This is a genomic window from Amycolatopsis sp. cg5 (assembly GCF_041346955.1).
Classification (GTDB): domain Bacteria; phylum Actinomycetota; class Actinomycetes; order Mycobacteriales; family Pseudonocardiaceae; genus Amycolatopsis.
On sequence record NZ_CP166849.1, the window covers coordinates 7,846,317 to 7,869,913 of the forward strand.

Here is a 23,597-nt window from a genome sequence, read left to right on the forward strand (position 1 = left end):
AACGCTAGGGAGAGGCGACTCATGGCTGCCCCGAAGAAACGAGACGCGATGGGCATCGGCCTGTCCGCGCTCACCCGGCTGGCCGGGAGCAAGGCGATCGAAAAGGCGGGGCTGCGCAAACCGTTGCAAGGCCTGGTCACCTCGGGCACCCGCAACGGCTTCCGGGTCGCGGGCGCCGCCGGGCGGACGTTCAAGGCGGTACAGAAGCGCAACGCGCCGGAACGCCTCGCGCCCACCACCGACACCGGCCAGTTCGATCTCACGCCGAGCGAGGACCAGCAGCTCATCGTCGAGACGGTCACCGAGTTCGCCGCCGAGCAGCTCCGGCCCGCCGCTGCGGACGCCGACGCGAAACTCGAAGCGCCGGAAGGCCTGCTGAGCCGCGCCGCCGAACTGGGCATCACGCTCGTCGGCATCCCCGAAGAACTCGGCGGCGTCGGCGCGGAACGCTCGGTCGTCACCAGTGCGCTGGTCGCCGAGTCCCTCGCGCACGGCGACCTCGGGCTCGCGCTCGCGGTGCTCGCGCCGTCCGCGGTCAGCACGGCGCTGGTCCTGTGGGGCGACGAGCAGCAGCAGGCCGACTACCTGCCCGCGTTCGTCGGCGAGAACGTCCCCGCGGCCGCGTTCGCGCTGCAGGAGCGCACGCCGCTGTTCGACCCGTTCAAGCCGTCGGTCAAGGCCAAGCGCACCCCGAAGGGCTACCAGCTCGACGGCGTCAAGTCGCTGGTACCGCGCGCCGCGCAGGCCGAGCTGTTCGTCGTCTCTGCCGACCTCGAAGGCCGCGGCCCGGCGCTGTTCATCATCGAATCGTCCACCGCGGGCGTCTCGATCGAGTCCGAGCCCGCGATGGGCCTGCGCGGCGCCGCGACCGGAAAACTCCACCTGGACAAGGTTTCCCTGCCGGCGGGCGCGTTGCTCGGCGGCGGCAAGCCCGAGGTGTTCACCGAGGCCGTCCGGTTGTCCCGGCTCGGCTGGGCCGCGCTGGCGGCGGGCACCGCGAAGGCCGTTCTCGACTACGTGGTGCCGTACGTCAACGAGCGCCAGGCGTTCGGCGAGCCGGTCAGCCACCGCCAGGCGGTCGCGTTCTCGATCGCCGACATCGCGATCGAACTCGAAGGCCTCCGCCTGGTGACCCTGCGCGCCGCGGCCCGCGCCGAGCAGGGCAAGCCGTACGCCCGCGAGGTCGCGCTGGCCCGCAAACTGGCCACGGACAAGGGAATGCAGATCGGGAACGCCGGCGTCCAGCTGCTCGGCGGGCACGGCTTCATCAAGGAGCACCCGGTCGAGCGCTGGTACCGCGATCTGCGTGCCATCGGTGTCATGGAAGGCGGAATTCTGCTGTGATCAACCTCGAAGCCCCCAAGAAGGCCGGCGCCCTGATCAACCAGGCGTACCAGGCCGCGGCCGAGGTCTTCCGGCCGATCTCCCGCAAGTACGACCGCGCCGAGCACACCTACCCGACCGAGCTCGACATGTTCGCCGCGCTCCTCGACGGCCTCAACTCCTCGGGCGAGGGCGGCGCGGGCGCGGCAGGCGTCCGCCGCAACGAGAAGGAAGCCGACAAGGGCAACCGCAACGGCGCCAACCTGAATGTCGTGCTCGGCACGATCGAGATGTGCTGGGGCGACGTCGGCCTCCTGCTGACGATGCCCCGCCAGGGTCTCGGCAACGCGGCCATCGCCTCGGTCGCGAACGAGGAGCAGCTCAAGCGTTTCTCCGGCATCTGGGCCGCGATGGCCATCACCGAGCCCGGCTGCGGCTCCGACTCGGCCGCGATCACCGCCACCGCCCGCCTCGACGGCGACGAGTACGTCCTCAACGGCGAGAAGATCTTCGTGACCTCCGGCGAGCGCGCCGACGCCGTGGTCGTCTGGGCGACCTTGGACAAGACCAAGGGCCGCGCGGCCATCAAGTCCTTCGTCGTCGAAAAAGGCACCCCCGGCTTCGAGGTGGTCCGCGTCGAGCACAAACTCGGCATCCGCGCCTCCGACACGGCGGTCCTCCGCTTCGAGAACTGCCGCGTCCCCAAGGACAATCTCCTCGGCACCCCCGAGATCGACACCAAAAAGGGCTTCGCGGGGGTCATGCAGACCTTCGACAACACCCGCCCCCTGGTCGCCGCCATGGGCGTCGGCGTCGCCCGCGCGGCCTTGGAGGAGACCGCCCGCATCCTCGCCGAAGCCGGCGTGGTCGTCGACTACGACAAGCCCGCCAACACCCAGCACGCGGCCGCGGCGGCCTACCTCCAGCTCGAAGCGGACTACGAGTCGGCGTACCTGCTGACCCTGGAGTCCGCCTGGATGGCCGACAACCGCAAGCCGAACTCCCTGCAAGCCTCGATGGCCAAGGCGAAGGCAGGCCGCTCGGTCGTCGAGATCACCCTCAAGTGCGTCGAACTGGCCGGAATCGTGGGCTACACCGAGGAATCCCTCCTCGAGAAGTGGGCCCGCGACGCGAAGATCCTGGACATCTTCGAAGGCACCCAGCAGATCCAGCAGCTCATCGTCGCCCGCCGCATCCTCGGCAAGACCTCGACAGAGCTCAAGTAGCCGCGATACCCCGAAAGCCACTTTCGTCAGATGCGATCTGCCGAAAGTGGCTTTCGGGCACCAGGCCGGCGCGGGGGTAGGCTTCCGGGTCCATGGTGCGCGAGCCGGAGCGGTCTATGAGTCGAACGGGACCCCTGTTCGGCCGCACCGCGCCTTGGGGCGTCTTGATCTTGGGTGTCGCGCTGGCTTATCTACTCGGTGCCAGGGTCGGGTTCCAGCTCGCGCTGATCGACATGAAGATCACGCCGCTGTGGCCGCCGACCGGGATCGCGCTGGCGGCGCTGCTGCTGTTCGGGCCGCGGGTGTGGCCGGGGATCAGTCTCGGCGCGCTGGCGGCGAACGCGTTGGTGGGCGGCGAGCCGTTGCTCGCGTTCGCCGGGATCAGCGTCGGCAACACCTTGGCGCCGCTGGTCGCCTACTACCTGTTGAAACAGCTCGGGTTCCGGCGGAAGTTCGATCGGCTGCGGGACGCGCTGATCCTCGTGTTCGCCGGTGCGCTGGGCGCGATGCTGGTCAGCTCGACCATCGGCTCGGCGGCGCTGGCGATGTCCGGGACGGTCGGGCATTTCTGGACCGGGTGGACGGTGTGGTGGACCGGGGACGCGATGGGCGTGCTCACGGTCGCTCCACTGCTGCTCATCGCGCCGCGTTTCCGCTGGCCGAAAGACGTGCCCGCCGCGCGCTGGGTCGAGGCGATCGTGCTCGCGGCAGGCACGATCGGCACGGCGGTCGTCGCGACTACCGCGCCCGCGACCTTGCTGTTCCTCGTGTTCCCGTGGCTGATCTGGGCCGCGCTGCGGTTCGAACAGGCCGGTGCGCTGTGCGGCGCGCTCGCCGTCTGCACGATCGCGATCCTGGCCGCCGCGCGCGGCTGGGGCCCGTTCTCCTACATGCAGCTCCCGCTGCGCATGATCACCCTGCAGGCGCTCGACGGCTCGGTCGCGCTCAGCGCGCTGCTGCTCGCGACCGTCACCGTGCAGCGCAACCGGGCCGAGGCCGAGCAGGCGTGCGTCCAGCTCAACGAGATGGTCGCGCGCATCGCGCCCGCCCAGTCGCTGCGTGGCGCGGTGCTCGACATCATCCAGAACATCTCGGACCGCCCACCCCGCGACCCGTGAAAGGGCTCGTGAGCGTTGCGGGCGGTTCTAACCGCCCGCAACGCTCACGACCCTAAACGGCTTGTTCGGCCAGGAACTCGTCCAGGTAGCGCCACGTCGAGTTCCGCGCCTTGCGGCCGGTGAGCACGCCCAGGTGACCGCCCGGCGCCGTCTCGAAGCGCACCGACGGCGCGTTCTCGAGCAGCTCGACCACGCGCTCGACCGACGGCCGCGGCGCGATCGTGTCGTTCTCGCCCGCGACGATGAGGGTCGGCACCTTCACGTCGGACAGGGAGATGATGCGGCCGTTCAGGTCGACTGTCCCTTCGGCCAGGTCGTTCGTCCTGAACAGCCGGTGGTACAGCTGGCCGAACGTGCGGCCGGGGTAGGCGATCATGTTGTCCATGAAGTGGTCGACGGCCTCGATCTGGGCGAGATAGTCGCGGTCGTCGAGGTTCTTCAAGATCGCGATCGGCTTGGTGATCTCCTTGCTGATGCCGGTCGCGCGGAACACCTTGCTGACCAAATAGGACGGTGCGCCGCCGAACGCGCGGTAGATCGGCGTGAGCAGGTGGCCGCCGGTCAGGTCCACCAGCGGGCGGAACGGGGCCATGATCGGGATGGCGGTGAAGTCGACCGGTGAGCCGATCGCGGTGATCGACTCGATCGGCAGCTCGGGCTGGTCGGCCGAGACGAGCATCGAGAAGATGCCGCCGAGCGACCACGAGACCAGGTGCACGCCCTGGCCGCCGGCGTCCTGGGAGACCTTGCGGATCGCGCGCGGGAGCACCTCGTCGATCCAGTGCTCGATGCCGAGCCTGCGGTCGGAGAAGGCGACGTTGCCGTAGTCGACGAGGTAGGTGCTGCGGCCGTCTTCGACGAGGTGCTCGATCAGGCTGCAGCCGCGGCGCAGGTCGAAGCAGATCGCGGGCGCGGCGAGCGGAGGCACGAGCAGGATCGGCGGGCCGGACGCGGGCGCGGCGCCGGTGGTCATCCGGTAGACCGAGCGGTTCGGGCCCTGGTCGATCAGCACCCTCGGCATCGGGCGCAGGTCCGCGACGCCGCCGTGCAGCACCTTCCCGACCACGTTCGACGCGGCGGCGGCCAAGCGGGCCGGTGCGGAAACCATTCATGCCTCCCAGAAGGTTCGAGGAAGCAATCTTGCCGTGAACCCGGGGCACGACTCAACCACCACCCGGGCGGCCATCCCACCCAGCGGTCCACTTCGGACGGTTCGGCTAGTCCGTCCGAGTTAAGAATCGCCGTCCGTGCCGACCGAAGGCGCGCTTTCCGCGGCGCGCGCTTCATAGCTCGACCGTGCGCTGGAATGGGCCGCTGAAGCCAAAAGCTGGTCGCCGCCCAACGTGCGCGCGATCCATTCACCGGCCGCCCGGGGCAGCAGGCGTGTGATTCTTCCCATCGCGTCGAGTGATTTCGGGACAAAGACGTCGAAATGTGGCCTGCGTAACGCGTCGACGATCGCGGCGGCCACGTCTTCGGGCTGCAGCGACTTGAAGAACTTCGCCTCGCCGAGCCCGCTCGCCAGCTCGGTGCGGACGATCGGAATGAACACAGCGGCGCGCAGCGCCTCGGTTGAGGGTGGTGGCGGGCGACGGGCGGGGATCACGCACGACACTTCGACGCCGCTGCCGCGCAGTTCGAGCCGGACGGCTTCGGACAAACCGACCACGGCGTGCTTCGTCGCGCAGTAGGTGGCCGCGCCGGGGAAACCGGCCTTGCCCGCCATCGACGCGACGTTCACGATGTGGCCGGATCCGCGCGGCCGCATCCGCAGCATCGCCTCGCGGGTGCCGTGGATGACGGCGTGCAGGTTGATCTCCAGCTGCCGTCGCGTCGACACGTCGTCCTCCTCGTCGAGCGGCGACAGCGGCATGATCCCGGCGTTGTTGACGAGCACGTCGAGCGGCCCGAGCCGCCGCTCGACCTCGTCGAGGAACGCGGTGAACCCGCGCGTGTCGGTGACGTCGAGCGGCAGCCCGAGCGCGTCCAGCTCGGCCGCCGTCTTCTCGACTTCGACCTGGTCGAGGTCGCCGAGCGCCAGCTTCGCGCCCTGCTCGCGCAGCGCGGCGGCCGTTTTCGCGCCGATGCCGCGCGCACCTCCGGTGATGACGATGACCTTGCCACGCAGAGAACGGTGCTTGCCCATTTCGCCTCCTTGTTGGCAGCATGCCAACTCGGTACGGCTAGGGCAACCGCTGTTCGAGCACCTGACCGATCCAGCCGTGATGGTCGAACTGGAACGTCGACGTGAAGCCCTGCCCCTCGTAGTAGCGCACGAGATCACCCTTGCCGCCGGCCCAGCAGTCGACCCTGAGCAGCTTTACGCCGCGACGCTCGGTCTCGGCGCGCGCGTGCCGAAGCAGCTGCCCGCCGACGTCCTCGCCGATGTGCTTGCGCGACGTGATCAGCAGCCGGACGTACAGCTCGGGTTCGTCGACAGGCGTCACCATGTCCGGCGGCTGCGGGGAGACGATGAGCGCGCCGGCGGGCTCACCGTCGACCTCGGCGATGACCAGCCCGGGATTCGCGGCCATCTCACGGACCTGCTCGACCCGCCGCGGAATCCCCGACCACGGCTCGGTGCCCCACTGGCCTTCGCTGCCGCGCTCGGTCAGCCAGCCGACCGCGTCGTCGAAGAATTGGATCAAAATCGGGTAGTCGGCGGAACTGCCCTGACGAATACTTGCCATGCCTAAGTTCTACTCGACGGTGAGCACCCACGGGCCGTTTTCGGTGACCGCGACGGTGTGTTCGACATGCGCGGCCCGGCTGCCGTCGAGCGTGTGCAGCGTCCAGCCGTCCGCCGCGTGCCGATACTCGTCCGAGCCACCGCGGATGAACATCGGCTCGATCGCGAACGCCATGCCCGCCTTGAGTTTCAGCCCCCGCCCGGGACGCGCCTCGTTCGGCACACTCGGGTCCTCGTGCATCGCCCGGCCGATCCCGTGCCCGCCGTGATCCTCGAGCAGCCCGTACCCGGCGGGCCTGCCGACACCCGCGACAGCGTGCCCGACGTCGCCCAGCTTGTTGCCCACGACCAGCGCGTCGATCCCCGCCTGAAGCGCGCGCTCGGTGGTCGCGATGAGTTCCAGATCGGCCGGGTCCGCGGTGCCGACCACGAAGCTGATGGCGGCGTCACCGTGCCAGCCGTCGATGTACGCGCCGCCATCGATGCTGACCAGATCGCCGTCCCGGAGCCGGTAGTCCGACGGGATCCCGTGCACGACGGCGTCGTTGACGCTCGCGCAGATGACAGCCGGGAACGGCGACGGCGCCGACCTCGGCTGATAGTGCAGGAACGACGGCTTGGCCCCGTTGTCCGCGATGACCTGCGCGGCGACCTCGTCCAGCTCACGCAGGCTCACCCCGATCGCCGACGCCTCCTTGACCGCGCGCAGCGTCCGCGCGACGACCCGCCCGGCCTCGCGCATGACGTCCAGCTCACCCTGAGTCTTGATCTCAACCATACCGATAACTATACCGGTATAGTTATCGGTATGGTCAAGCCGGGGTTCAGGCGACGCCGAGGTGGCGGGCGATGAGCATGCGCTGCACCTCGGAGGTGCCCTCGCCGATCTCCAGGATCTTGGCGTCGCGGTAGAAGCGGCCGACCGGGAACTCGTTCATGAAGCCGTAGCCGCCGAAGATCTGGGTCGCGTCGCGCGAGTTGTCCATCGCCGCGTTGGACGCGACGAGCTTGGCGATCGCGGCTTCCTTCTTGAACGGCTCGCCGCGCAGCATCTTCGAGGCGGCCTGGTAGTAGGCGAGCCGGGCGGTGTGCGCGCGGATCTCCATGTCGGCGATCTTGAACTGGATCGCCTGGTACTCACCGATCTTCTTGCCGAACGCCTCGCGCTCCTTGACGTACTTCAGGCATTCGTCGACGCAGCCCTGCGAAAGGCCGACCGACAGCGCCGCGATCGCGATGCGGCCCTCGTCCAAAATGGACAGGAACTGGGCGTAGCCTCGGCCGCGGTCGCCGACCAGGTTCTCGGCGGGGACGCGGCAGTCCTCGAAGGCGAGTTCGTGCGTGTCCGAGCAGTTCCAGCCGACCTTGGAGTACTTCGGCGCGACCGTGAAGCCGGGGGTGTCCGACGGCAGGATGATCGCGGAGATCTCCTTGCGGCCGTTCTCCTTGACGTCGGTGACCGCGGTGACGGTCACCAAGCGGGTGATGTCCGTGCCGGAGTTGGTGATGAACGACTTGCTGCCGTTGATCACCCAGCTGTCGCCGTCGAGCTTGGCGCGCGTGCGGGTCGCGCCCGCGTCCGAGCCGCCGCCGGGCTCGGTGAGGCCGAACGCGCCGAGCGCCTGGCCGGAGGTCAGCTGGGGCAGCCAGGTTTCCTTCTGCTCCTGGGTGCCGAAGCGGTAAATCGGCATCGCGCCAAGGGAAACCCCGGCTTCGAGGGTGATCGCGACCGACGAGTCGACGCGCGCGAGTTCCTCCAGCGTCAGGCACAGCGCGAAGTAGTCGCCGCCCATGCCGCCGAACTCCTCGGGGAACGGGAGGCCGAACAGGCCCATCTCCCCCATTTTCGCGACGATCTCGTACGGGAATTCCTCGCGCTCGTAAAGGCCGCCGATCACGGGGGCGACCTCGGACCGCGCGAAATCCTCGACGGTCTTGCGCAGCGCCTCGTACTCTTCGTCCAGCCGGAAGTCGATCACGCTTGCTCCTCTTGTGGGGTCACCACGGCCAGTGCTTCGTCCAGCGCGACCTGTTGGCCCGCCTGGACATGCAGTTCGGTGACCACGCCGTCGACCGGCGCGGTGATCGTGTGTTCCATCTTCATCGCCTCGACGACCATCAGCGGCGTTCCCGCGCTGACGGTGTCGCCCTTGCCGATCTTGACCACCAGCACGGTGCCGGGCATCGGGCTCTTGACCGGCCCGCCACCGGCGGATTCGCCTTGTCCCGCAAGGATGTCCGCGCGCTCTTCGACCGCGACACAATGCCCGTCACGGGCCAGCCACACACTGCGACCCTTGCCGGCCACGTGCCGGTAGCGGCGGAAACCGCCGGGGTGCCGGACTTCCAGCACGCCGTTGTCCCAGCGCGCCGAGATGCGCTCCGGTTCGCGATCATCGACGGTGACCAGCGCGTTCGCGGGTGTGCCCTCGATGCGCACCGAGGCCTCGGCGTCGCCGATCCGCAGGCTGAAGTTCATCCCGCCCGCGCCACCGAGCCGCCAGCCGTCGGGAATGTCCCACGGGTCCACAATGGAACCGGAAGGCTGCAACGCCAGCAGCTTGTCCATCGCGGCCGCCACGAAGAAGTCACGCGGGACCTCCGAGGTGACCACAGTGGACAGACGACGCTCGACGAGTTCGGTGTCCAGCCGCCCGGCCCTGACCTCCTCGTCGTTCAGCAGCCCGCGCAGGAACGCGATGTTCGTGCCGACACCCAGCAGCGCGGTGTCGGCCAAAGCCAGGTCCAGCCGGTGCAACGCGGCGGCACGGTCGGGGCCCCAGGCGATGACCTTGGCCAGCATCGGGTCGTAGTTCGAGCCGATGACCGTGCCCTCGGTCATCCAGGAGTCCACCCGCACGCCATCGCCGCTCGGCTCGTGCACGGCGAGCACCGTGCCGCCGGTCGGGATGAACCCGCGTGCGGGATCTTCGGCGTAGACACGGGCTTCGACCGAGTGTCCATTGAGGACGACGTCGGACTGCCGGACCGAAAGGACTTCACCGGCGGCGACGCGGACCTGCCACTCGACCAGGTCGAGACCGGTCACCAGCTCGGTCACCGGGTGCTCGACCTGCAGCCGGGTGTTCATCTCCATGAAGAAGTACTCGTCGGGCGTCTTGGCCGACATGATGAACTCGACCGTGCCCGCGCCGACGTAGCCGACCGAACGCGCGGCCTCGACGGCCGAAGCGCCCATCTTGGCGCGGGTCTCTTCATCGAGCAGCACCGAAGGCGCCTCTTCGATGATCTTCTGATGCCGCCGCTGCAGGCTGCATTCACGCTCACCGAGGTGGATCACGTTGCCGTGCGTGTCCGCGAGGACCTGGATCTCGATGTGCCGCGGCGTGGTGACGAAGCGCTCCATCAACAGCGTGTCGTCGCCGAACGAGCCCTTCGCCTCGCGGCGCGCGGACTCGACGGCCGCGTCCAGCTCGCCGGGCGCCGTGACCAGCCGCATGCCCTTGCCGCCGCCACCGGCGGACGGCTTGAGCAGCAACGGGAAACCGACCTTGGTCGCGGCTTCCGCGAAGCCACCGGCCGGAATGTCCACATCGGACGCACCGGGCACGACAGGGACACCGGCCGACGAAACCGTCGCCTTGGCCCTGATCTTGTCACCCATGGCGTCGATCGCGCTCACCGGCGGCCCGATGAACACCAGCCCGGCGGCCTCGCAAGCCCGCGCGAACTCCGCGTTCTCCGCCAGGAAGCCATAACCCGGGTGCACGGCCTGCGCACCCGAGTCGACCGCCGCCTGCACGATGGCCGGAATCGAGAGATAACTCTTGGCTGCCTCAGCCGGTCCTATTCGGACAGCCGTGTGCGCCTCGCGCACGTGCTTGGCGTCGGCGTCCGCGTCGCTGTACACCGCGACCGAACGAATACCCATGTCCCGCAGGGTCCTGATGACCCGTACGGCGATCTCGCCACGATTGGCGACCAGAACCGCGTCGAACACTGCCGTCACATCCTGAATACGCCGTAGTTGACCGGTTCCAAGGGGGCGTTCGCCGCCGCGCCGAGCGCGAGGCCGACCACCGTGCGGGTGTCCGCCGGGTCGATCACGCCGTCGTCCCACAGCCGCGCCGTCGAGTAGTACGGGCTGCCCTGGGCTTCGTACTGCTGGCGGATCGGGTCCTTGAAGGTCTCTTCGTCCTCTGTGGACCATTCACCGCCACGCGCCTCGATGGAGTCGCGGCGCACCGTCGACAGCACCGAAGCCGCCTGCTCGCCACCCATCACGGAAATCCGCGCGTTGGGCCACATCCACAGGAAGCGCGGCGAATAGGCCCGCCCGCACATCGAGTAGTTGCCCGCGCCGAACGAGCCGCCGATGATCATGGTCAGCTTCGGCACCCGCGCGCACGCGACCGCGGTGACCATCTTCGCGCCGTGCTTGGCGATACCGCCGGCCTCGTACGCGCGCCCGACCATGAACCCGGTGATGTTCTGCAGGAACAGCAACGGAATCGAGCGCTTGTCGCACAGCTCGATGAAGTGCGCGCCCTTCATCGCGGACTCGGCGAACAGCACGCCGTTGTTCGCGATGATGCCGACCGGGTGCCCGTGGATGTGCGCGAAGCCGGTGACCAGCGTCGAGCCGTATTCCTTCTTGAACTCGGCGAAGCGGCTGCCGTCGACGATCCGGGCGATCACCTCGCGCACGTCGTACGGGGTGCGCGGGTCGGTCGGGACGACGCCGTAGAGGTCGGGGTCGACGGCCGGTTCCTCGGTCGGCAGCACGTCCCACGGCCGCGGCGTGCGCGGGCCGAGCGTCGAGACGATCGAGCGGACCATCTTCAACGCGTGCGCGTCGTTCTCGGCCAGGTGGTCGGTCACACCGGACTGCCTGGCGTGCACATCGCCGCCGCCGAGCTCCTCTGCCGTGACGACCTCGCCGGTCGCGGCCTTCACCAGCGGCGGGCCGCCGAGGAAGATCGTGCCCTGGTTCCGCACGATGACCGCCTCGTCGCTCATCGCGGGCACGTACGCGCCACCCGCGGTGCACGACCCGAGCACGGCCGCGACCTGCGGGATGCCGCGCGCGGACATGGTCGCCTGGTTGTAGAAGATGCGCCCGAAGTGCTCGCGGTCGGGGAAGACGTCGTCCTGTTTCGGCAGGAACGCGCCGCCGGAGTCGACCAGGTAAACGCACGGAAGGTTGTTGTGCAGCGCGACTTCCTGCGCGCGCAGATGCTTCTTGACGGTCATCGGGTAGTAGGTGCCGCCCTTGACCGTGGCGTCGTTCGCGACGATCACGCATTCGCGCCCGGACACCCGGCCGATGCCGGTGATGATGCCGGCGGCGGGCGCCTCGTCGTCGTAGAGCCCGGTCGCCGCGAGCGGCGAGAGCTCCAGGAACGGCGAACCGGGGTCGAGCAGGGTGTCGACGCGGTCGCGCGGGAGCAGCTTGCCGCGCTCCACATGCCGCGTCTGTGACTTCTCCGGACCGCCGAGCCGGGCCGCGGACAGCCGCTTGCGCAGGTCCTCGACCAGTTCGGCGTGAGCGGTGACGTTACGCGAATACTCGTCGCTCCGCGGATCCGCGGAACTGGTCAGCACGGGCCTGTCCATGGCTCCTCGATGTTAGCCGTCGTTAACACCGCGATGTTAACAACCGCTAACTCAGGTGTCCAGGCGAGCTGACGGACTACCCGTCGGTAACCATGGCGAGTGCCCTGAAGTAGCCGAACTGCCCCGCTTTCGTGGGGTGGAACGACTCTTCCAGTGGCGAAGCGACGCCGTGCAGATACTGAGAGCCAGCGGCGCAGACGTTGTGCCCGGTGAACGCCGGGCGAACGTCCACGAAGGTCACTCCGGCCTTCGCGGCGCGCTCGGCCTCGACGGCAGCCATGGTGTCGGCGCCCGCGTTGACCGCCTTGCGCATGCCCGCGCTGAAGCCGCACGAGCCGCCGTCGGCGAAGAGGCGCGGGTAGCCGACGAGGAACACGCGCGCGTTCGGCGCCTTGGCCTTGATCTTCGCGAGTGCCGCGTCGAGACGGCCCGGGAGCGTTTCGGTGATGAACTTGCGCGCGACGCCGACGCGGTTGGCGCACGCCTGCGCGGAGTTGAGGACGCAGGTGACCATGACGTCGGAGAAGCCCGCGTCCGTGCCGCCAACCGAAAGGGTGACGAGCGAGGCGCTCGGCTTGATCGAATCGGCCTGTTTCAGGACATCCGCGGTGGTCGCGCCCGAGCAGGCGAGGAAGGTCAGGCTGGTCCCGGCGTGCTCGTTCACCCAGAGCTGGGGATAGGCGTTGACGCTGCGCTTGCATTTGCCGGAGGTGCCGTACTTCCCGGCGCCGAGGCCGGACGAGTAGGAGTCGCCGAGCGCGAAGTAGCCGCCGGCGGCGCTCGCAGGGGCCGCCAGGCCGATGATCAGCAGGAACGCGAGCAAGAGGGTGCGGATGGCCACGGGTCGCTCCTTCGAGTCAGGGGACCGGGGCCAACCCCAGGGTAAAGGACTCGTGCGCGTTGCGGGCGGTTCTAACCGCCCGCAACGCGCACGAGCTCTTATCCGGTGACGGCGGCCAGCGGCGGGTAGTAGCCCTTGGCCTGGCCCGCGACCGTCGGGTGGTACGACTCGTCCACCGGGAACGTCAGGCTGTTCAGGTACGACTCACCCGACGAGCAGATGTTGTGTCCCGTGAACGACCCGCGCACGTCCACGAAGGTCGCGCCCGCAGCGCCGGCGCGCTGCGACAGCACGCCGGTCGCCACGTCGATGCCCGAGTTGATCGCCGACCGCTTCGTGTCGCTCAGCCCGGCACCGCACGAGCCGGGCACGGTGTAGAACCGCGGGTACCCGAGCACGATCAGGCGCGCGTTCGGCGCCTTCGACTTGATCTTGCCGTAGACACCGTCCAGCAACCCGGGCAGCGTGCCGGTGGCGTACGCCTTCGCCGTGTTCACCCGGTTGACGCAGTCCTGGTCGGAGCCGAGCGTGCACTTCGTGATCACGTCGACGAACCCGGCGTCGTTGCCACCGACCGAAACGGTGACCAGCGTGGCCGCGGAGGTGACCGAGTTGGCCTGGTTCAGCACGTCGCCGGTGCGCGCGCCGGAGCACGCGAGGAAAGTGAAGTTCGTGCCGGCGTGCTTGTTCGCCCATAGCTGCGGATAAGCGTTGGCACTGCGTTTGCAGCTTCCGGAATTGCCGTAACTCCCGGCGCCGACGCCGGACGAATAGGAGTCGCCGAGCGCGAAGTAGGTGGTCGCCTTGACGGCGAGCGCCGGTGTCGCGAGGCCCAGTGTCGCGAGCACGGTGAGCGCGCTCAGCCAGCGGAATCTTCTGACGACGGTGTCAGGCACGGTCGACTCCTTCGGGAATGGGGTGACGGGGTGCAAAAACGAATACCACCCCAAAACCGCGGAAAGCGATCAAGCAACCCGTTCAGCTCAGCGCGACCTGGCGAAGTAAAGCCGATCTGACAATTCATGAATCGGAATCACCGATGAATGGGAAAAGCCGGGCCGTCGGCGGGACGGCCCGGCTCAACCCTCGAAACGGTTACCCGGTGACCGAAGCCAGCGGCGGGTAGTAGCCGTTGGACTGCCCGAGCGCGGTCGGGTGATACGACTCGTCCACCGGCCAGGTCAGGCTGTTGAGGTACGAGCTGCCACCGGAGCAGATGTTGTGCCCGGTGAACGAGCCGCGCACGTCCACGAAGGTCGCGCCAGCCGCGGACGCGCGGCCCGAGGTCACCGAGGCGATCGTGTCCGCGCCGGAGTTGATCGCGGACCGCTTGGTGTCGCTCAGCCCGACGCTGCACGAGCCGGGAACCGTGTAGAACCGCGGGTAGCCGAGCACGATCAGCCGCGCGTTGGGCGCCTTCGACTTGATCTTGCTGTAGACACCGTCCAGCAGTCCGGGGAGCGTGCCGGTGGCGTAGGCCTTGGCGGTGTTCACCCGGTTGATGCAGTCCTGGTCGGAGCCCAGGGTGCACTTGGTGATCACGTCCGTGAACCCGGCGTCGTTGCCGCCGATCGAGATGGTCACCAGCGTGGCCGCCGAGGTGATCGAGTTGGCCTGGTTGAGCGCGTCGCCGGTCCGCGCGCCCGAGCAGGCGACGAAGGTGAACGTGGTGCCGGCGTGCCGGTTCGCCCACAGCTGCGGGTAGGAGTTGGCGCTGCGCTTGCAGCCGCCGGAATTGCCGTAGCTTCCGGCGCCGACGCCGGAAGAGTAGGAGTCGCCGAGTGCGACGTAGTTGGTCGCCTTGACGGCGTTGGCGGGGCTCACGACGCCGAGCATCGCGAGTGCCGCGACCCCCAGGGCCGCGCTCATCCGAATCAGTGACAGTTTTCGGGCAGGGACGGCCATGGGTCACTCCTTTGTGACGTAGCAACGTGACAGATCAATACCAGGTGTCTCATCGACATGAGAAGAGGTATTTCCCCAGGTAACCCGCTTGGCCCAAGCAGGAAGTCGTACCGAAGACTGTGTTAGCGCTCGCTAACACGCGGACCTAAGATAAGGCCATGCCGGCCAACACCACCCCACTCGTGAACGGCGAGAAGGCGAACAGGCGCGAACAGATCATGACCGCCGCGGCCGAGCTCTTCGCCCACCACGGCTTCCACGGCGTCGGCATCGACGACATCGGCGCGGCCGTCGGCATCTCCGGGCCCGCGCTGTACCGGCACTTCCGCAGCAAGGACGCCATCCTCGGCGAGATGCTCAACTCGATCAGCCAGTTCCTGCTCGACGGCGGCACCGCGCGGGTGGCGCACGACGGCGGCCCCGACGAGGTGCTCGCCGCGCTCGTGGCGTTCCACGTCGACTTCGCGCTCGCGCACCCGGCGCTGATCACCGTGCAGGAGCGCAACCTCGGCAACCTGACCGACCACGACCGCAAGCAGGTGCGCGGGCTGCAACGCCGCTACGTCGAGGTCTGGGTGCGCGCGATCTCGGCGGCGGTGCCCGGCGTCGGCGAGCGGCAGGCGCGCTCGGCGGCACACGCGGTGTTCGGGCTGATCAATTCGACCCCGTACAACCGCCATCTCGGTGACGAAGAGCTGGCTGAGCTGCTGGGCAGGCTCGCGCTGGGTGCGCTGCACGCCGCCAGGTGATCACCCCTCGCTCGCACGGACTACCCCAAACCTTGGCAAGCTGGTGTTTGATGGGGGACGTGCAGCCGGACAGGAGCGAGGACGAGCAGCGGCTCGTCGAAAAGGCGCAACGCGCCCTCGTCGCGATCAGCCTTGGTGAGGACGCCGAGGCACTCGACGAGGTGGCGCCGTCCGCGGCCGAGCCCGAGGCGCAATCGGCCGAGACCAGGGCATTGATGATGCTGCTCTTCGGTGAGTGCAGCGCGATGGTGTCCACGCTGGGAGACGGCGGCAGCGCGCCGGTCAAGGTGCAGGTGTTCGACGAGGACGGCGAAGAGGTCTCGATCGACCAGGCCGATCCGCCCGTGCGCACGGCCGTGCGCACGCTGCTGGCGGAGGTGCACGGCAACACCGAGGCCGCCGAGGAGCAGGTCGAGATCGCGCTCGCCAGCGCCGCGCCCGACGAGGTCGACAGCCTCGTCCTGCAGGCGCTGCGCTGGACGATCCGGCTCTCGGCCGAATGCCTCGAGCGCGACCTGCCCGTCGCCACCTGGATCTCGGACGCGGTGACGGGATAAAGCGGGCTTTACTCCCGGGGATAAAGCGGGCTTTACTCCCGGGGATAAAGCGGGCTTTATCCCCGGGAGTAAAGCGGGCTTTATCCCGGCCCTCAGCCCAGAAGTGCCTTGACCAAGGCCGCGATCTGGTCGGTCTCGATCAGGAAAGAGTCGTGCCCGTAGGGAGAAGTCACCACCGCCGCCTCGCCGCCGACGCCCTCGGCGAGCGCGCGTGACTGGGCGAGCGGGTACAGCCGGTCGCTGTCGACCCCGGCCACGATCGTGCGCGCGGTGACCCGGCTCAGCGCGGCCGCGACCCCGCCTCGGTCCCTGCCGACGTCGTGCGCGTTCATCGACTCGGTGAGCACCACGTAGCTGCCCGCGTCGAAGCGGCGCACCAGCTTGTCGGCGTGATGGTCCAAATAGGACTCGACGGCGAACCGGCCGTCGGACTGCTTTTCCCGCCCGAAGCGCTCGGCCAGCTCGGGTTCGCTGCGGTAGGTCACGTGCGCGATCCGCCGCGCGATCCCGAGTCCCCGATGCGGGCCCTCTTCGGCGTCGTAGAAATCGCCGCCGTGCCAGTGCGGATCCGAACGGATGGCGTGCAGCTGCGGCGACGCCCACGCGATCTGTTCGGCCGACGCCCGCGCGGTCGACGCGAGCACGAGCAGCGCGCCGACGCGCGACGGCCAGGTCACCGCCCATTCCAGCGCGCGCATGCCGCCCATCGAGCCGCCGAGCACGGCGGCCCAGCGCTCGATGCCGAGCGTGTCGGCGAGCAGTGTCTCGGCGGCGACCAGGTCACGCGTGGTCAGCGACGGAAACCTGCCGCCCCAAGGCTTTCCGTCGTCGGCGACCGAGGACGGGCCGGTCGAGCCCTGGCAGCCGCCGAGCACGTTCGGCACCACGACGAAGTACTCGCCGGTGTCGATCGCCTTGCCCGGCCCTATCAGGCCGTCCCACCAGCCCGGCGTGACATGGCCGGGCCCGGCGGGCCCGGCCGCGTGACTGTCACCGGTCAAGGCGTGCTCGACGAGCACCGCGTTCGAGGCGTCGGCGTTCAGCGTCCCCCACGTCTCGTACGCGAGTGAGAAGGCGGGCAGCAGGCCGCCCGCCTCCGTCCGCAACGGCCCGCCCGTGGCCCACTGCCTGCGGCCGGGGTGGTCCGTCGCGCGCCACGCGCCCGTGACGGGTTCGCTCACAGTGCCGCCTTGGCCGCCCGGAATCCCGCTTCCAGATCGGCTTTGAGGTCCTCGACGCCTTCGAGCCCGACGGCCAGGCGCACCAGGCCGGGCGTGACGCCGCTGGCGAGCTGCTCTTCCGGCGAAAGCTGGCTGTGCGTGGTCGAAGCCGGGTGCACGATGAGACTGCGCACGTCGCCGATGTTGACCAGCTGGCTGTGCAGTTCGGTCCCGTCGACGAACGCGCGGCCCGCCGCCACGCCACCGCGCAGGTCGAACGAGAGCACCGCTCCCGCGCCGCCGGGCAGGTACTTCTGCGCGGCGTCGTAGAACGGGCTCGACGGCAGGCTCGCGTAGTAGACCTTCTCGACCTCGTCGCGCTGCTCCAGCCATTCGGCGAGCGCTTTGGCGTTGGACACGTGCCGCTCGATACGCAGCGACAGCGTCTCGATGCCTTGCAAGATCAGGAAACTGTTGAACGGCGCGATGGCGGCGCCGGTGTCACGCAGCAGCTGCACGCGCGCCTTGGCGGCGAACGCGCCGTGGCCGAGCGCCTCCCAGTACTTCAGGCCGTGGTAGCTCGGGTCGGGCTCGTTGAAACCGGGGAACTTCTCGGGGTTCGCGCCGAAGTCGAAGGTGCCGCCGTCGACCAGCAGCCCGGCGACCGTGGTGCCGTGCCCGCCGAGGTACTTGGTCGCGGAGTGGATCACGATGTCCGCGCCGTGCTCGATCGGGCGCAGCAGCACCGGCGTCGGGATGGTGTTGTCGACCACGAGCGGCACGCCCGCCTCGTGCGCGACGTCGGCGACCGCGCGGATGTCGAGCACGTTGCTGCCGGGATTGGCGAGGGTCTCGCCGAAGAAGAGCTTGGTGTTCGGGCGCACCGCGGCGCGCCACTGGTCCAGGTCGTCCTGGTCGTCGATGAAGGTGACCTCGATGCCCAGTTTCGGGAGTGTGTAATGGAAAAGGTTGTACGTGCCGCCGTAGAGCGAGGGGCTGGAGACGAAGTGGTCGCCCGCGCTCGCCAGGTTGAGGATGGCCGCCGTGGTCGCCGCCGAGCCGGACGCGAACGCGAGCGCCGCGACGCCGCCTTCGAGCGCGGCCACCCGCTGCTCGAGCACGTCCTGCGTCGGGTTGTTGATCCGGGTGTAGATGTGGCCTGGCTCGGCGAGGCTGAACAGGTCGGCGCCGTGCTGGCTGTCGCGGAAAACATAGGACGTGGTCTGGTAAATCGGCGTCGCGCGAGCGCCGGTCGCCGGGTCCGGAGCGGCGCCCGCGTGGATCTGCTTCGTCTCGAATGACCAGGCGCTCATGAATACTCCTTGTGGCTCAACGGCTTTGCGCCGACGCTAACGCCGGGCGCGCGAGCGGCCAACGTCTCTCACGACGTGGGAGCACCGCGTACTCTTTCGGGCGTACGCGGAACTGACGTACCCTGCCGGACGACGCGACCCCGCCCGCGGCGCGACCCTCTTCGGCATGGACTGGAGAATGCGGCCGGCCACCCGCAAGTGGTGGCTCTACGGTCACGTCGTCACCTCGGTCGCCTGGATCGGCGTCGAGCTGTGCATCCTCGCGCTCGGCGTGATGGGCGACCAGAGCGCGCACATCGTCGCGGGCAGGCTCGGCGACCTCTTCTACTTCCCGGCGAGCGCACTGACCTTCGTCAGCGGCGTCGTGCTGTCACTCGGCACCAAGTGGGAGCTGATCAAGCACTACTGGGTGCTGCTCAAGCTGGCGGCCACCATCGCGCTGCTGCTGGGCGGAAATCTCGGCGTCGTACCGGCGTTCTCCAAGGCGTCCGAGCTCGCGGCACGCGGCGAGCCCATCGGCAAGACGGCGATCATGCTGGTCACCGCGATGTCGGCCGGGCTGATGCTGCTGCTGTTCGCGACGCAGGTCTCGATCTTCAAGCCGTGGAAGAAGACTCGCTGGGCGTTGACTCCTCTTAGTTCGTAAGATACTTTGGTTGCTAAGATATTTGGCAACGGAGGGGTGTCATGGTTGACGTACTGGTCGTGGGGGCGGGCTACGGGGGGCTCTCGGCGACGATGTTCTTGGCACAGCACGGGGTGGACGTGCTCACGGTCGACCGGCACGCGAGCACGTCCGTGCATCCGCGCGCGGCCGGGCAGAGCTGGCGGACGATGGAGCTGTTCCGCTACGCAGGCATCGACGAGGAGGTGCTCGACTGCAGCCCGCGAGCCCGGCGCGGACTGCGGATCACCGTCGCCGCGAGCCTGGGCGGGCAGGTGTTCCACCGGCTCTTCGACGACGTCGGCGAGCTCGACCTCAGCGCTGCGACACCGATGACGCACGGCATGGCAGGCCAGGACCTGGTCGAGCCGATCATGCTGCGGCGCGCGGAGAAGTTCGGCGCGACCGTGCGGTTCGACACCGAGCTGGTGTCGTTCGAGCAGGACGAGGACGGGGTCACCGCGGTGCTGCGCTCTTCGGGGGAAGAGACCACGGTCCGCGCGCGCTACCTGATCGCGGCCGACGGCGGCCGCAGCCGCGTCCGCTCGGCACTGGGCATCGAGACCGACGGTCCCGGCTCGCTCTCCCACTGCCTCGGCGTGCTCTTCGAAGCGAACCTCGGCGACCGCGTCCGCACCGACGTCACCGACCTTTTCTACTTGCAGAATCAGCATTTCACGGCCGGTTTCTGCAGCACGGACACCCCGGACCACTACGGTTTCGCGCCGGACTACCACCCGTCGAAGGGCGAATCACCGGCGGACTTCACCCCCGAACGGCTGATCGAGATGATCCGGATCGCGACCGACGAGCCGGACCTCGATCCGATCCTCCACTGGACCGCGCCATGGGAGGTCGCGGCCCGCCTCGCCCGCCGCTTCCGCTCCGGCCGCGTCTTCCTGGTCGGCGACGCCGCGAAGGTCACCCCGCCGACCGGCGGCATGGGCGGCAACACGGCCATCGGCGACGGCCACGACCTCGCCTGGAAACTCGCCGCCGTCCTGCGCGGCGAAGCGGGTGACGCGCTGCTCGACACCTACGAGGCCGAGCGCAGGCCGTACGCGCGCATGGTCATCGACACCTCGCTGCACAACATGAAGCAGCGCATGCACCCCGACCTGGACGTCACCGGCCTGACCCCGGCCGAGGACCCGCTGGCCCTCTGCCTCGGCTTCCGCTACCGCTCGACCGCCGTCCTCGCCGACGATGACGACCCGTCCCGCACCGAAGACCCCCTTACGCCGACCGGGCGACCGGGTTTCCGCGCGCCCAACGTGACCCTGCCCGACGGCCGGTCCACAGTGGACGTACTCGGCCACGGCTGGGTCGTGTTCTCGGACAGCACCTGGGCGCCCGCCGCCTCGGCGATCTCCGGCCCGCGCGTCGACCACCACGTGGTCCCGCCGGGCACCTTCGGCCTCACCCCGGGCGGCGCCTCCCTGGTCCGCCCGGACGGCATGGTCGCGTGGCGCTCCCCGGCCACCGAGGACCCCACGGGCGCCCTGTCGACCGCGCTCACCCAGCTCCTGGGCCGGTAAAAATCCCAATGCGTCGTTCGGTCCCTTCCAGGTCCCGAATGCGTCTTTCGGCACCTACTAGGGCCCCAATGCGTCTTTCGGTCCCCACCACGGACCGAAAGACGCATTGGGATTTTTTCGTCAGTCCCGGGGCTGGAGGGCGAACCGATTGCCCTCGCTGTCGCAGAACATCGACCACCAGCCCCACGGTTGCTTTTCGGGCGGGGCTGGGAATTCGACGCCCCGCGCGGTCAGTTCGGCGTAGGTCTTCTCCAGGTCGTCCGCGTAGAAGAAGAAGTTCGACGTGGGCAGCTCGTCGCGTGTGGCCGGGCGCGAGTCGGCGGGGTCGGTGCTCAGTATCAGCGCCACCGCGCCGTCGGCCGAGGTCACCTCGATCCAGCGGTTGCCCTTGTCGTCGTAGGGGACGTCCGTGGTCACGGTGAATCCGACGGTCTCCGTCCAGAACCGGACCGCGCGCGCCTGGTCCTGCACCGGGACGACGATCTTGTGCACTCCGCGGATCATGGCAGCTCCCAATATATCCATCATGGATACAACGAGCGTGGAGTGTATGCTCCGGGCATGGCCGAAAGCAACCCGCTGACCCCGGCTGGGTTCCAAGTCCTGCTCGCGCTGGCGGGCGGCAAGGCGCATGGTTACGGGATCATGGGTTTCATCAACGAGGTCACCGGCGGGTCCGTCCAATTGGGACCGGGCACGCTGTACCGCACGCTGGCCAGGCTCGCCGCGGACGGCCTGGTCGAAGAGGTGCCCGACGCCCGCGAGGACGAGCCGCACGACGCGCGACGCCGTTATTACCGGCTCACCCCGCACGGCCGTGAACGGGCCGCGCGGGAAGCGGCGCTGCTCGGCAGGCTCGTCGCGGCCGCCGATCGGGCCGGGTTGCTCGACCAGACGGGTGCCGCATGAACCACGCACGCACGCTCGGCCTCGTGCCGCATTTGTTCGTCAAGGACGTGAAGGTCTCACTTTCCTTCTACAGCAAGGCTTTCGGCGCGGTCGAGCTGTTCCGCAACGTGCTTCCGGACGGCACCGTCCTCTTCGTCGAACTCGCCGTCGGCGATGCCAGACTGCTGCTCAGCGAGGAGATCCCGCAGCTCGACGCGCTCGCGCCGGGCACGGTCGGCGGCACCCCGATGCTGCTCACGCTCGAAACCACCGATCCCGACGATCTCGCCAGGCGTGCGGTGTTCGCCGGCGCGACCGTCGAAGCGCCGATCCAGGAGATGTTCTTCGGCGAACGGTACGGCCGCGTCGTCGACCCCGACGGTCACCGCTGGGCGCTCACCACGAAGCGCGAGCAGTTCACGCCCGAGGACATCGACGACCGCACCCCGCCGGAGGTATGAGCCGTGATCTCCGTGCGCACGGTCGTCGACCGGGTCGGCCCGACACTGCTGCATGCCTTGCTGCTGCCCGAAAACGGCCCGACGGTCGCCGACGTGGTGATCGCCGAGCCTGGCGGCCACGCGACGACCGGCGGGCCCGGCGACCTCGTGCTCGCGGTGTCCACACAGGACGCCGCGGACGCGGTCGCGCTCGTGCGCACCTGTGGCGCGAACGGTGCGGCCGCCGTCGTGTTCAAGCCGCCGCTGGCGGGCAAGGCCGCGGTCAAACGGGCCGCCAAGTCGGCGGGCATCGCGCTGATCGAGGTCCGCGCGGCGACGTCGTGGGCCCAGCTCGTCTGGCTGCTCAGGACCGTGCTCGACGCGATCGCCGACGAGGCCGAGCTGGAAAGCCCTGGCTCCGCCGACCTTTTCCGGCTCGCGGATGCCGTCGCGTCCGTTGTGGACGCTCCGGTGACCATTGAGGACACCAACTCCCGCGTGCTCGCCTACTCGGCGCGCCAGGACCTCACCGACTCCGCGCGCGTCTCCACGATCATGGGCCGCCGCATCCCCGACGACGTGCTCGCGAAGTTCCGGTCGCGCGGGGTCTTCCGCGAACTTTCCCGTGGCCGCCAGACGATTTTCGTGCCGGCGCAACGGGACGGCACGCTGCCTCGCCTGATCGTGCCGATCCGCATGGGCGGCGAGCTGCTCGGCTCGATGTGGGCGGTCGTCGCGGGCCCGGTCTCCGACGAGCGGGCCGCCGCGTTCGCCGACGCCGCGCCGGTCGTCGCGCTGCATCTGCTGCGCCGCCGCGCGCACGCCGACGCCCAGCGCCGCGCTTCGGCCGAACTGCTGCGCGCCGTGCTCGAAGGCAAGGTCGGGCCGCGGCGCGCCATCGCCGATCTCGACCTCGCCGACGCGCCGCACCGGGTCGTCGTCATCGAGATTCCCGGCGACCACAGCCCGGACGCCGAGGGCCGCAGGCTCGCGCTGCTGGAACAGATCTCGCGCGGCATCGGCCGCCGCCCGGCCGCGACCGAGCTCGACGGCCTGCTCTACGCGGTCGTGCCCGACGAGGACGGCTGGTCCGGCGTGCTCGCCGACGCACCCGGTCGCGTGGCGGCCGGAAGTGCTTGCGAAATAGGCGAATTGGCCGTTTCACGCACTCAGGCCGACGAAGCGCTCGGGCTGCTGCGCGCCGGACTGGTGCCCGGCCGGTTCGTCACCTTCGACGAAGCGTGGACCGCGCTCGTCCTGCACCGCGGCGCGACGGCGGCGGCAGGCGCGCGGGTCGCCGACCTCGGCCCGCTCGGCCTGCTGCGCGCACACGACGAGGCCAACGAAAGCGGGTACGTCGACACGCTTTACGAGTGGCTGCGGCATCCCGGCGACCCGCGCGCGGCCGCGCGCGAACTCCGGATCCACCCGAACACCTTGCGCTACCGGATGCGCCGCCTGCTGGAGCTCGTGCCACTCGATCTGGAGGACCCGGACGTCCGGCTGGCCTTACTCACCCAGCTCGTCACGTTACGCTGGGGTTAACCCGATCGGCCGAATGGCCTATGCGTTAGTCCGCATGGATCGCGCCGAACGATCCCTTTGTCGA

The 23,597-nt window shown here is 69.1% G+C and carries 23 protein-coding genes; 10 read left to right on the forward strand and 13 right to left on the reverse strand.

Translation table 11 applies throughout. From position 1 onward, the window contains the following. The first annotated feature begins 48 nt into the window (after positions 1–48). From AB5J62_RS35445 to AB5J62_RS35455, 3 genes are all read left to right on the forward strand, one after another. The gene (locus AB5J62_RS35445; protein ID WP_370950422.1) at positions 49–1,344 is read left to right on the forward strand and encodes an acyl-CoA dehydrogenase family protein; all 1,296 of its coding nucleotides are present in this window, start codon (positions 49–51) and stop codon (positions 1,342–1,344) included. Continuing rightward, a complete protein-coding gene (locus AB5J62_RS35450) occupies positions 1,341–2,549 on the forward strand; it encodes an acyl-CoA dehydrogenase family protein (protein WP_370944359.1) in 1,209 nt (402 codons plus the stop codon). The genes AB5J62_RS35445 and AB5J62_RS35450 overlap by 4 nt, the downstream gene beginning before the upstream one ends. A gap of 116 nt (positions 2,550–2,665) precedes the next feature. Beyond that, entirely contained in the window at positions 2,666–3,667 is a 1,002-nt protein-coding gene (locus AB5J62_RS35455; RefSeq protein WP_370944360.1) for an MASE1 domain-containing protein, read from the forward strand. Between the two features lie 52 nt (positions 3,668–3,719). Here AB5J62_RS35455 and AB5J62_RS35460 read toward each other — a convergent pair whose 3' ends face one another. The 10 genes from AB5J62_RS35460 to AB5J62_RS35505 form a co-directional block, all read right to left on the reverse strand. Then, positions 3,720–4,775, reverse strand: coding sequence for an alpha/beta fold hydrolase (locus tag AB5J62_RS35460; RefSeq protein ID WP_370944361.1), 1,056 nt, complete (start codon positions 4,773–4,775; stop codon positions 3,720–3,722). Between the two features lie 123 nt (positions 4,776–4,898). After that, on the reverse strand, positions 4,899–5,813 hold the full coding sequence (locus AB5J62_RS35465; RefSeq protein ID WP_370944362.1) for an SDR family oxidoreductase: 915 nt from the start codon (positions 5,811–5,813) through the stop codon (positions 4,899–4,901). Positions 5,814–5,850: 37 nt separating this feature from the next. Next, complete coding sequence (locus AB5J62_RS35470) at positions 5,851–6,357, reverse strand: GNAT family N-acetyltransferase (RefSeq protein ID WP_370944363.1); 507 nt, start codon at positions 6,355–6,357, stop codon at positions 5,851–5,853. A 9-nt stretch (positions 6,358–6,366) separates the two neighbouring features. Next, positions 6,367–7,134, reverse strand: a complete 768-nt coding sequence (gene map, locus AB5J62_RS35475) for a type I methionyl aminopeptidase (RefSeq protein ID WP_370944364.1) — start codon at positions 7,132–7,134, stop codon at positions 6,367–6,369. 46 nt (positions 7,135–7,180) lie between these two features. Next, positions 7,181–8,335 carry an acyl-CoA dehydrogenase family protein gene (locus AB5J62_RS35480; protein ID WP_370944365.1) on the reverse strand — a complete coding sequence of 385 codons (1,155 nt, stop codon included), beginning with the start codon at positions 8,333–8,335 and terminating at the stop codon, positions 7,181–7,183. Continuing rightward, positions 8,332–10,317, reverse strand: coding sequence for a biotin carboxylase N-terminal domain-containing protein (locus AB5J62_RS35485; RefSeq protein WP_370950423.1), 1,986 nt, complete (start codon positions 10,315–10,317; stop codon positions 8,332–8,334). The genes AB5J62_RS35480 and AB5J62_RS35485 overlap by 4 nt, the downstream gene beginning before the upstream one ends. A gap of 5 nt (positions 10,318–10,322) precedes the next feature. Beyond that, positions 10,323–11,933 carry a carboxyl transferase domain-containing protein gene (locus AB5J62_RS35490; RefSeq protein ID WP_370944366.1) on the reverse strand — a complete coding sequence of 537 codons (1,611 nt, stop codon included), beginning with the start codon at positions 11,931–11,933 and terminating at the stop codon, positions 10,323–10,325. A gap of 76 nt (positions 11,934–12,009) precedes the next feature. Beyond that, a complete protein-coding gene (locus AB5J62_RS35495) occupies positions 12,010–12,774 on the reverse strand; it encodes an SGNH/GDSL hydrolase family protein (RefSeq protein WP_370944367.1) in 765 nt (254 codons plus the stop codon). Between the two features lie 98 nt (positions 12,775–12,872). After that, positions 12,873–13,670, reverse strand: coding sequence for an SGNH/GDSL hydrolase family protein (locus AB5J62_RS35500; RefSeq protein WP_370944368.1), 798 nt, complete (start codon positions 13,668–13,670; stop codon positions 12,873–12,875). Between the two features lie 199 nt (positions 13,671–13,869). Then, positions 13,870–14,643, reverse strand: coding sequence for an SGNH/GDSL hydrolase family protein (locus AB5J62_RS35505; RefSeq protein ID WP_370944369.1), 774 nt, complete (start codon positions 14,641–14,643; stop codon positions 13,870–13,872). Between the two features lie 194 nt (positions 14,644–14,837). On the opposite strand from AB5J62_RS35505, the gene AB5J62_RS35510 reads away from it, so the two are divergent. Both AB5J62_RS35510 and AB5J62_RS35515 read left to right on the forward strand, forming a co-directional pair. Then, positions 14,838–15,428: a TetR/AcrR family transcriptional regulator gene (locus AB5J62_RS35510; RefSeq protein ID WP_370944370.1), complete on the forward strand. Its 591-nt coding sequence runs from the start codon at positions 14,838–14,840 to the stop codon at positions 15,426–15,428. A 50-nt stretch (positions 15,429–15,478) separates the two neighbouring features. After that, positions 15,479–15,985, forward strand: a complete 507-nt coding sequence (locus AB5J62_RS35515; protein ID WP_370944371.1) for a hypothetical protein — start codon at positions 15,479–15,481, stop codon at positions 15,983–15,985. Between the two features lie 92 nt (positions 15,986–16,077). Here the strand turns inward: AB5J62_RS35515 and AB5J62_RS35520 are convergent, their stop codons facing one another. Further along, on the reverse strand, positions 16,078–17,166 hold the full coding sequence (locus tag AB5J62_RS35520; RefSeq protein ID WP_370944372.1) for a homoserine O-acetyltransferase: 1,089 nt from the start codon (positions 17,164–17,166) through the stop codon (positions 16,078–16,080). Next, complete coding sequence (locus AB5J62_RS35525; protein WP_370944373.1) at positions 17,163–18,458, reverse strand: bifunctional o-acetylhomoserine/o-acetylserine sulfhydrylase; 1,296 nt, start codon at positions 18,456–18,458, stop codon at positions 17,163–17,165. The genes AB5J62_RS35520 and AB5J62_RS35525 overlap by 4 nt, the downstream gene beginning before the upstream one ends. A 166-nt stretch (positions 18,459–18,624) precedes the next feature. On the opposite strand from AB5J62_RS35525, the gene AB5J62_RS35530 reads away from it, so the two are divergent. Together AB5J62_RS35530 and rdmE are read left to right on the forward strand one after the other, a co-directional pair. Then, positions 18,625–19,104, forward strand: a complete 480-nt coding sequence (locus AB5J62_RS35530; RefSeq protein WP_370944374.1) for a hypothetical protein — start codon at positions 18,625–18,627, stop codon at positions 19,102–19,104. A gap of 41 nt (positions 19,105–19,145) precedes the next feature. Beyond that, complete coding sequence (gene rdmE, locus AB5J62_RS35535) at positions 19,146–20,660, forward strand: aklavinone 12-hydroxylase RdmE (RefSeq protein ID WP_370944375.1); 1,515 nt, start codon at positions 19,146–19,148, stop codon at positions 20,658–20,660. A 120-nt stretch (positions 20,661–20,780) separates the two neighbouring features. Here rdmE and AB5J62_RS35540 read toward each other — a convergent pair whose 3' ends face one another. Further along, positions 20,781–21,164, reverse strand: a complete 384-nt coding sequence (locus tag AB5J62_RS35540) for a VOC family protein (RefSeq protein WP_370944376.1) — start codon at positions 21,162–21,164, stop codon at positions 20,781–20,783. Between the two features lie 57 nt (positions 21,165–21,221). On the opposite strand from AB5J62_RS35540, the gene AB5J62_RS35545 reads away from it, so the two are divergent. Genes AB5J62_RS35545 through AB5J62_RS35555 form a run of 3 tightly spaced genes read left to right on the forward strand, consistent with a single transcriptional unit; the run spans position 21,222 to position 23,533 of the window. Then, positions 21,222–21,569 carry a PadR family transcriptional regulator gene (locus AB5J62_RS35545; RefSeq protein WP_370944377.1) on the forward strand — a complete coding sequence of 116 codons (348 nt, stop codon included), beginning with the start codon at positions 21,222–21,224 and terminating at the stop codon, positions 21,567–21,569. After that, positions 21,566–22,009, forward strand: a complete 444-nt coding sequence (locus tag AB5J62_RS35550; RefSeq protein ID WP_370944378.1) for a VOC family protein — start codon at positions 21,566–21,568, stop codon at positions 22,007–22,009. Before AB5J62_RS35545 ends, AB5J62_RS35550 begins: the two co-directional genes overlap by 4 nt. A gap of 3 nt (positions 22,010–22,012) precedes the next feature. Beyond that, the gene (locus AB5J62_RS35555; protein ID WP_370944379.1) at positions 22,013–23,533 is read left to right on the forward strand and encodes a PucR family transcriptional regulator; all 1,521 of its coding nucleotides are present in this window, start codon (positions 22,013–22,015) and stop codon (positions 23,531–23,533) included. Positions 23,534–23,597 lie beyond the last annotated feature (64 nt).

Excerpts from the sequence above, each read along its gene's own strand:
- AB5J62_RS35445 (WP_370950422.1), top strand. The coding sequence starts at position 49 with ATGGGCATCGGCCTGTCCGCGCTCACCCGGCTGGCCGGGAGCAAGGCG.
- AB5J62_RS35455 (WP_370944360.1), top strand. The coding sequence starts at position 2,666 with ATGAGTCGAACGGGACCCCTGTTCGGCCGCACCGCGCCTTGGGGCGTC.
- AB5J62_RS35460 (WP_370944361.1), bottom strand. The coding sequence starts at position 4,775 with ATGGTTTCCGCACCGGCCCGCTTGGCCGCCGCCGCGTCGAACGTGGTC.
- AB5J62_RS35465 (WP_370944362.1), bottom strand. The coding sequence starts at position 5,813 with ATGGGCAAGCACCGTTCTCTGCGTGGCAAGGTCATCGTCATCACCGGA.
- AB5J62_RS35470 (WP_370944363.1), bottom strand. The coding sequence starts at position 6,357 with ATGGCAAGTATTCGTCAGGGCAGTTCCGCCGACTACCCGATTTTGATC.
- map (WP_370944364.1), bottom strand. The coding sequence starts at position 7,134 with ATGGTTGAGATCAAGACTCAGGGTGAGCTGGACGTCATGCGCGAGGCC.
- AB5J62_RS35490 (WP_370944366.1), bottom strand. The coding sequence starts at position 11,933 with ATGGACAGGCCCGTGCTGACCAGTTCCGCGGATCCGCGGAGCGACGAG.
- AB5J62_RS35505 (WP_370944369.1), bottom strand. The coding sequence starts at position 14,643 with ATGAGCGCGGCCCTGGGGGTCGCGGCACTCGCGATGCTCGGCGTCGTG.
- AB5J62_RS35510 (WP_370944370.1), top strand. The coding sequence starts at position 14,838 with ATGCCGGCCAACACCACCCCACTCGTGAACGGCGAGAAGGCGAACAGG.
- AB5J62_RS35515 (WP_370944371.1), top strand. The coding sequence starts at position 15,479 with ATGGGGGACGTGCAGCCGGACAGGAGCGAGGACGAGCAGCGGCTCGTC.
- AB5J62_RS35525 (WP_370944373.1), bottom strand. The coding sequence starts at position 18,458 with ATGAGCGCCTGGTCATTCGAGACGAAGCAGATCCACGCGGGCGCCGCT.
- AB5J62_RS35530 (WP_370944374.1), top strand. The coding sequence starts at position 18,625 with ATGGACTGGAGAATGCGGCCGGCCACCCGCAAGTGGTGGCTCTACGGT.
- rdmE (WP_370944375.1), top strand. The coding sequence starts at position 19,146 with ATGGTTGACGTACTGGTCGTGGGGGCGGGCTACGGGGGGCTCTCGGCG.
- AB5J62_RS35540 (WP_370944376.1), bottom strand. The coding sequence starts at position 21,164 with ATGATCCGCGGAGTGCACAAGATCGTCGTCCCGGTGCAGGACCAGGCG.
- AB5J62_RS35545 (WP_370944377.1), top strand. The coding sequence starts at position 21,222 with ATGGCCGAAAGCAACCCGCTGACCCCGGCTGGGTTCCAAGTCCTGCTC.
- AB5J62_RS35550 (WP_370944378.1), top strand. The coding sequence starts at position 21,566 with ATGAACCACGCACGCACGCTCGGCCTCGTGCCGCATTTGTTCGTCAAG.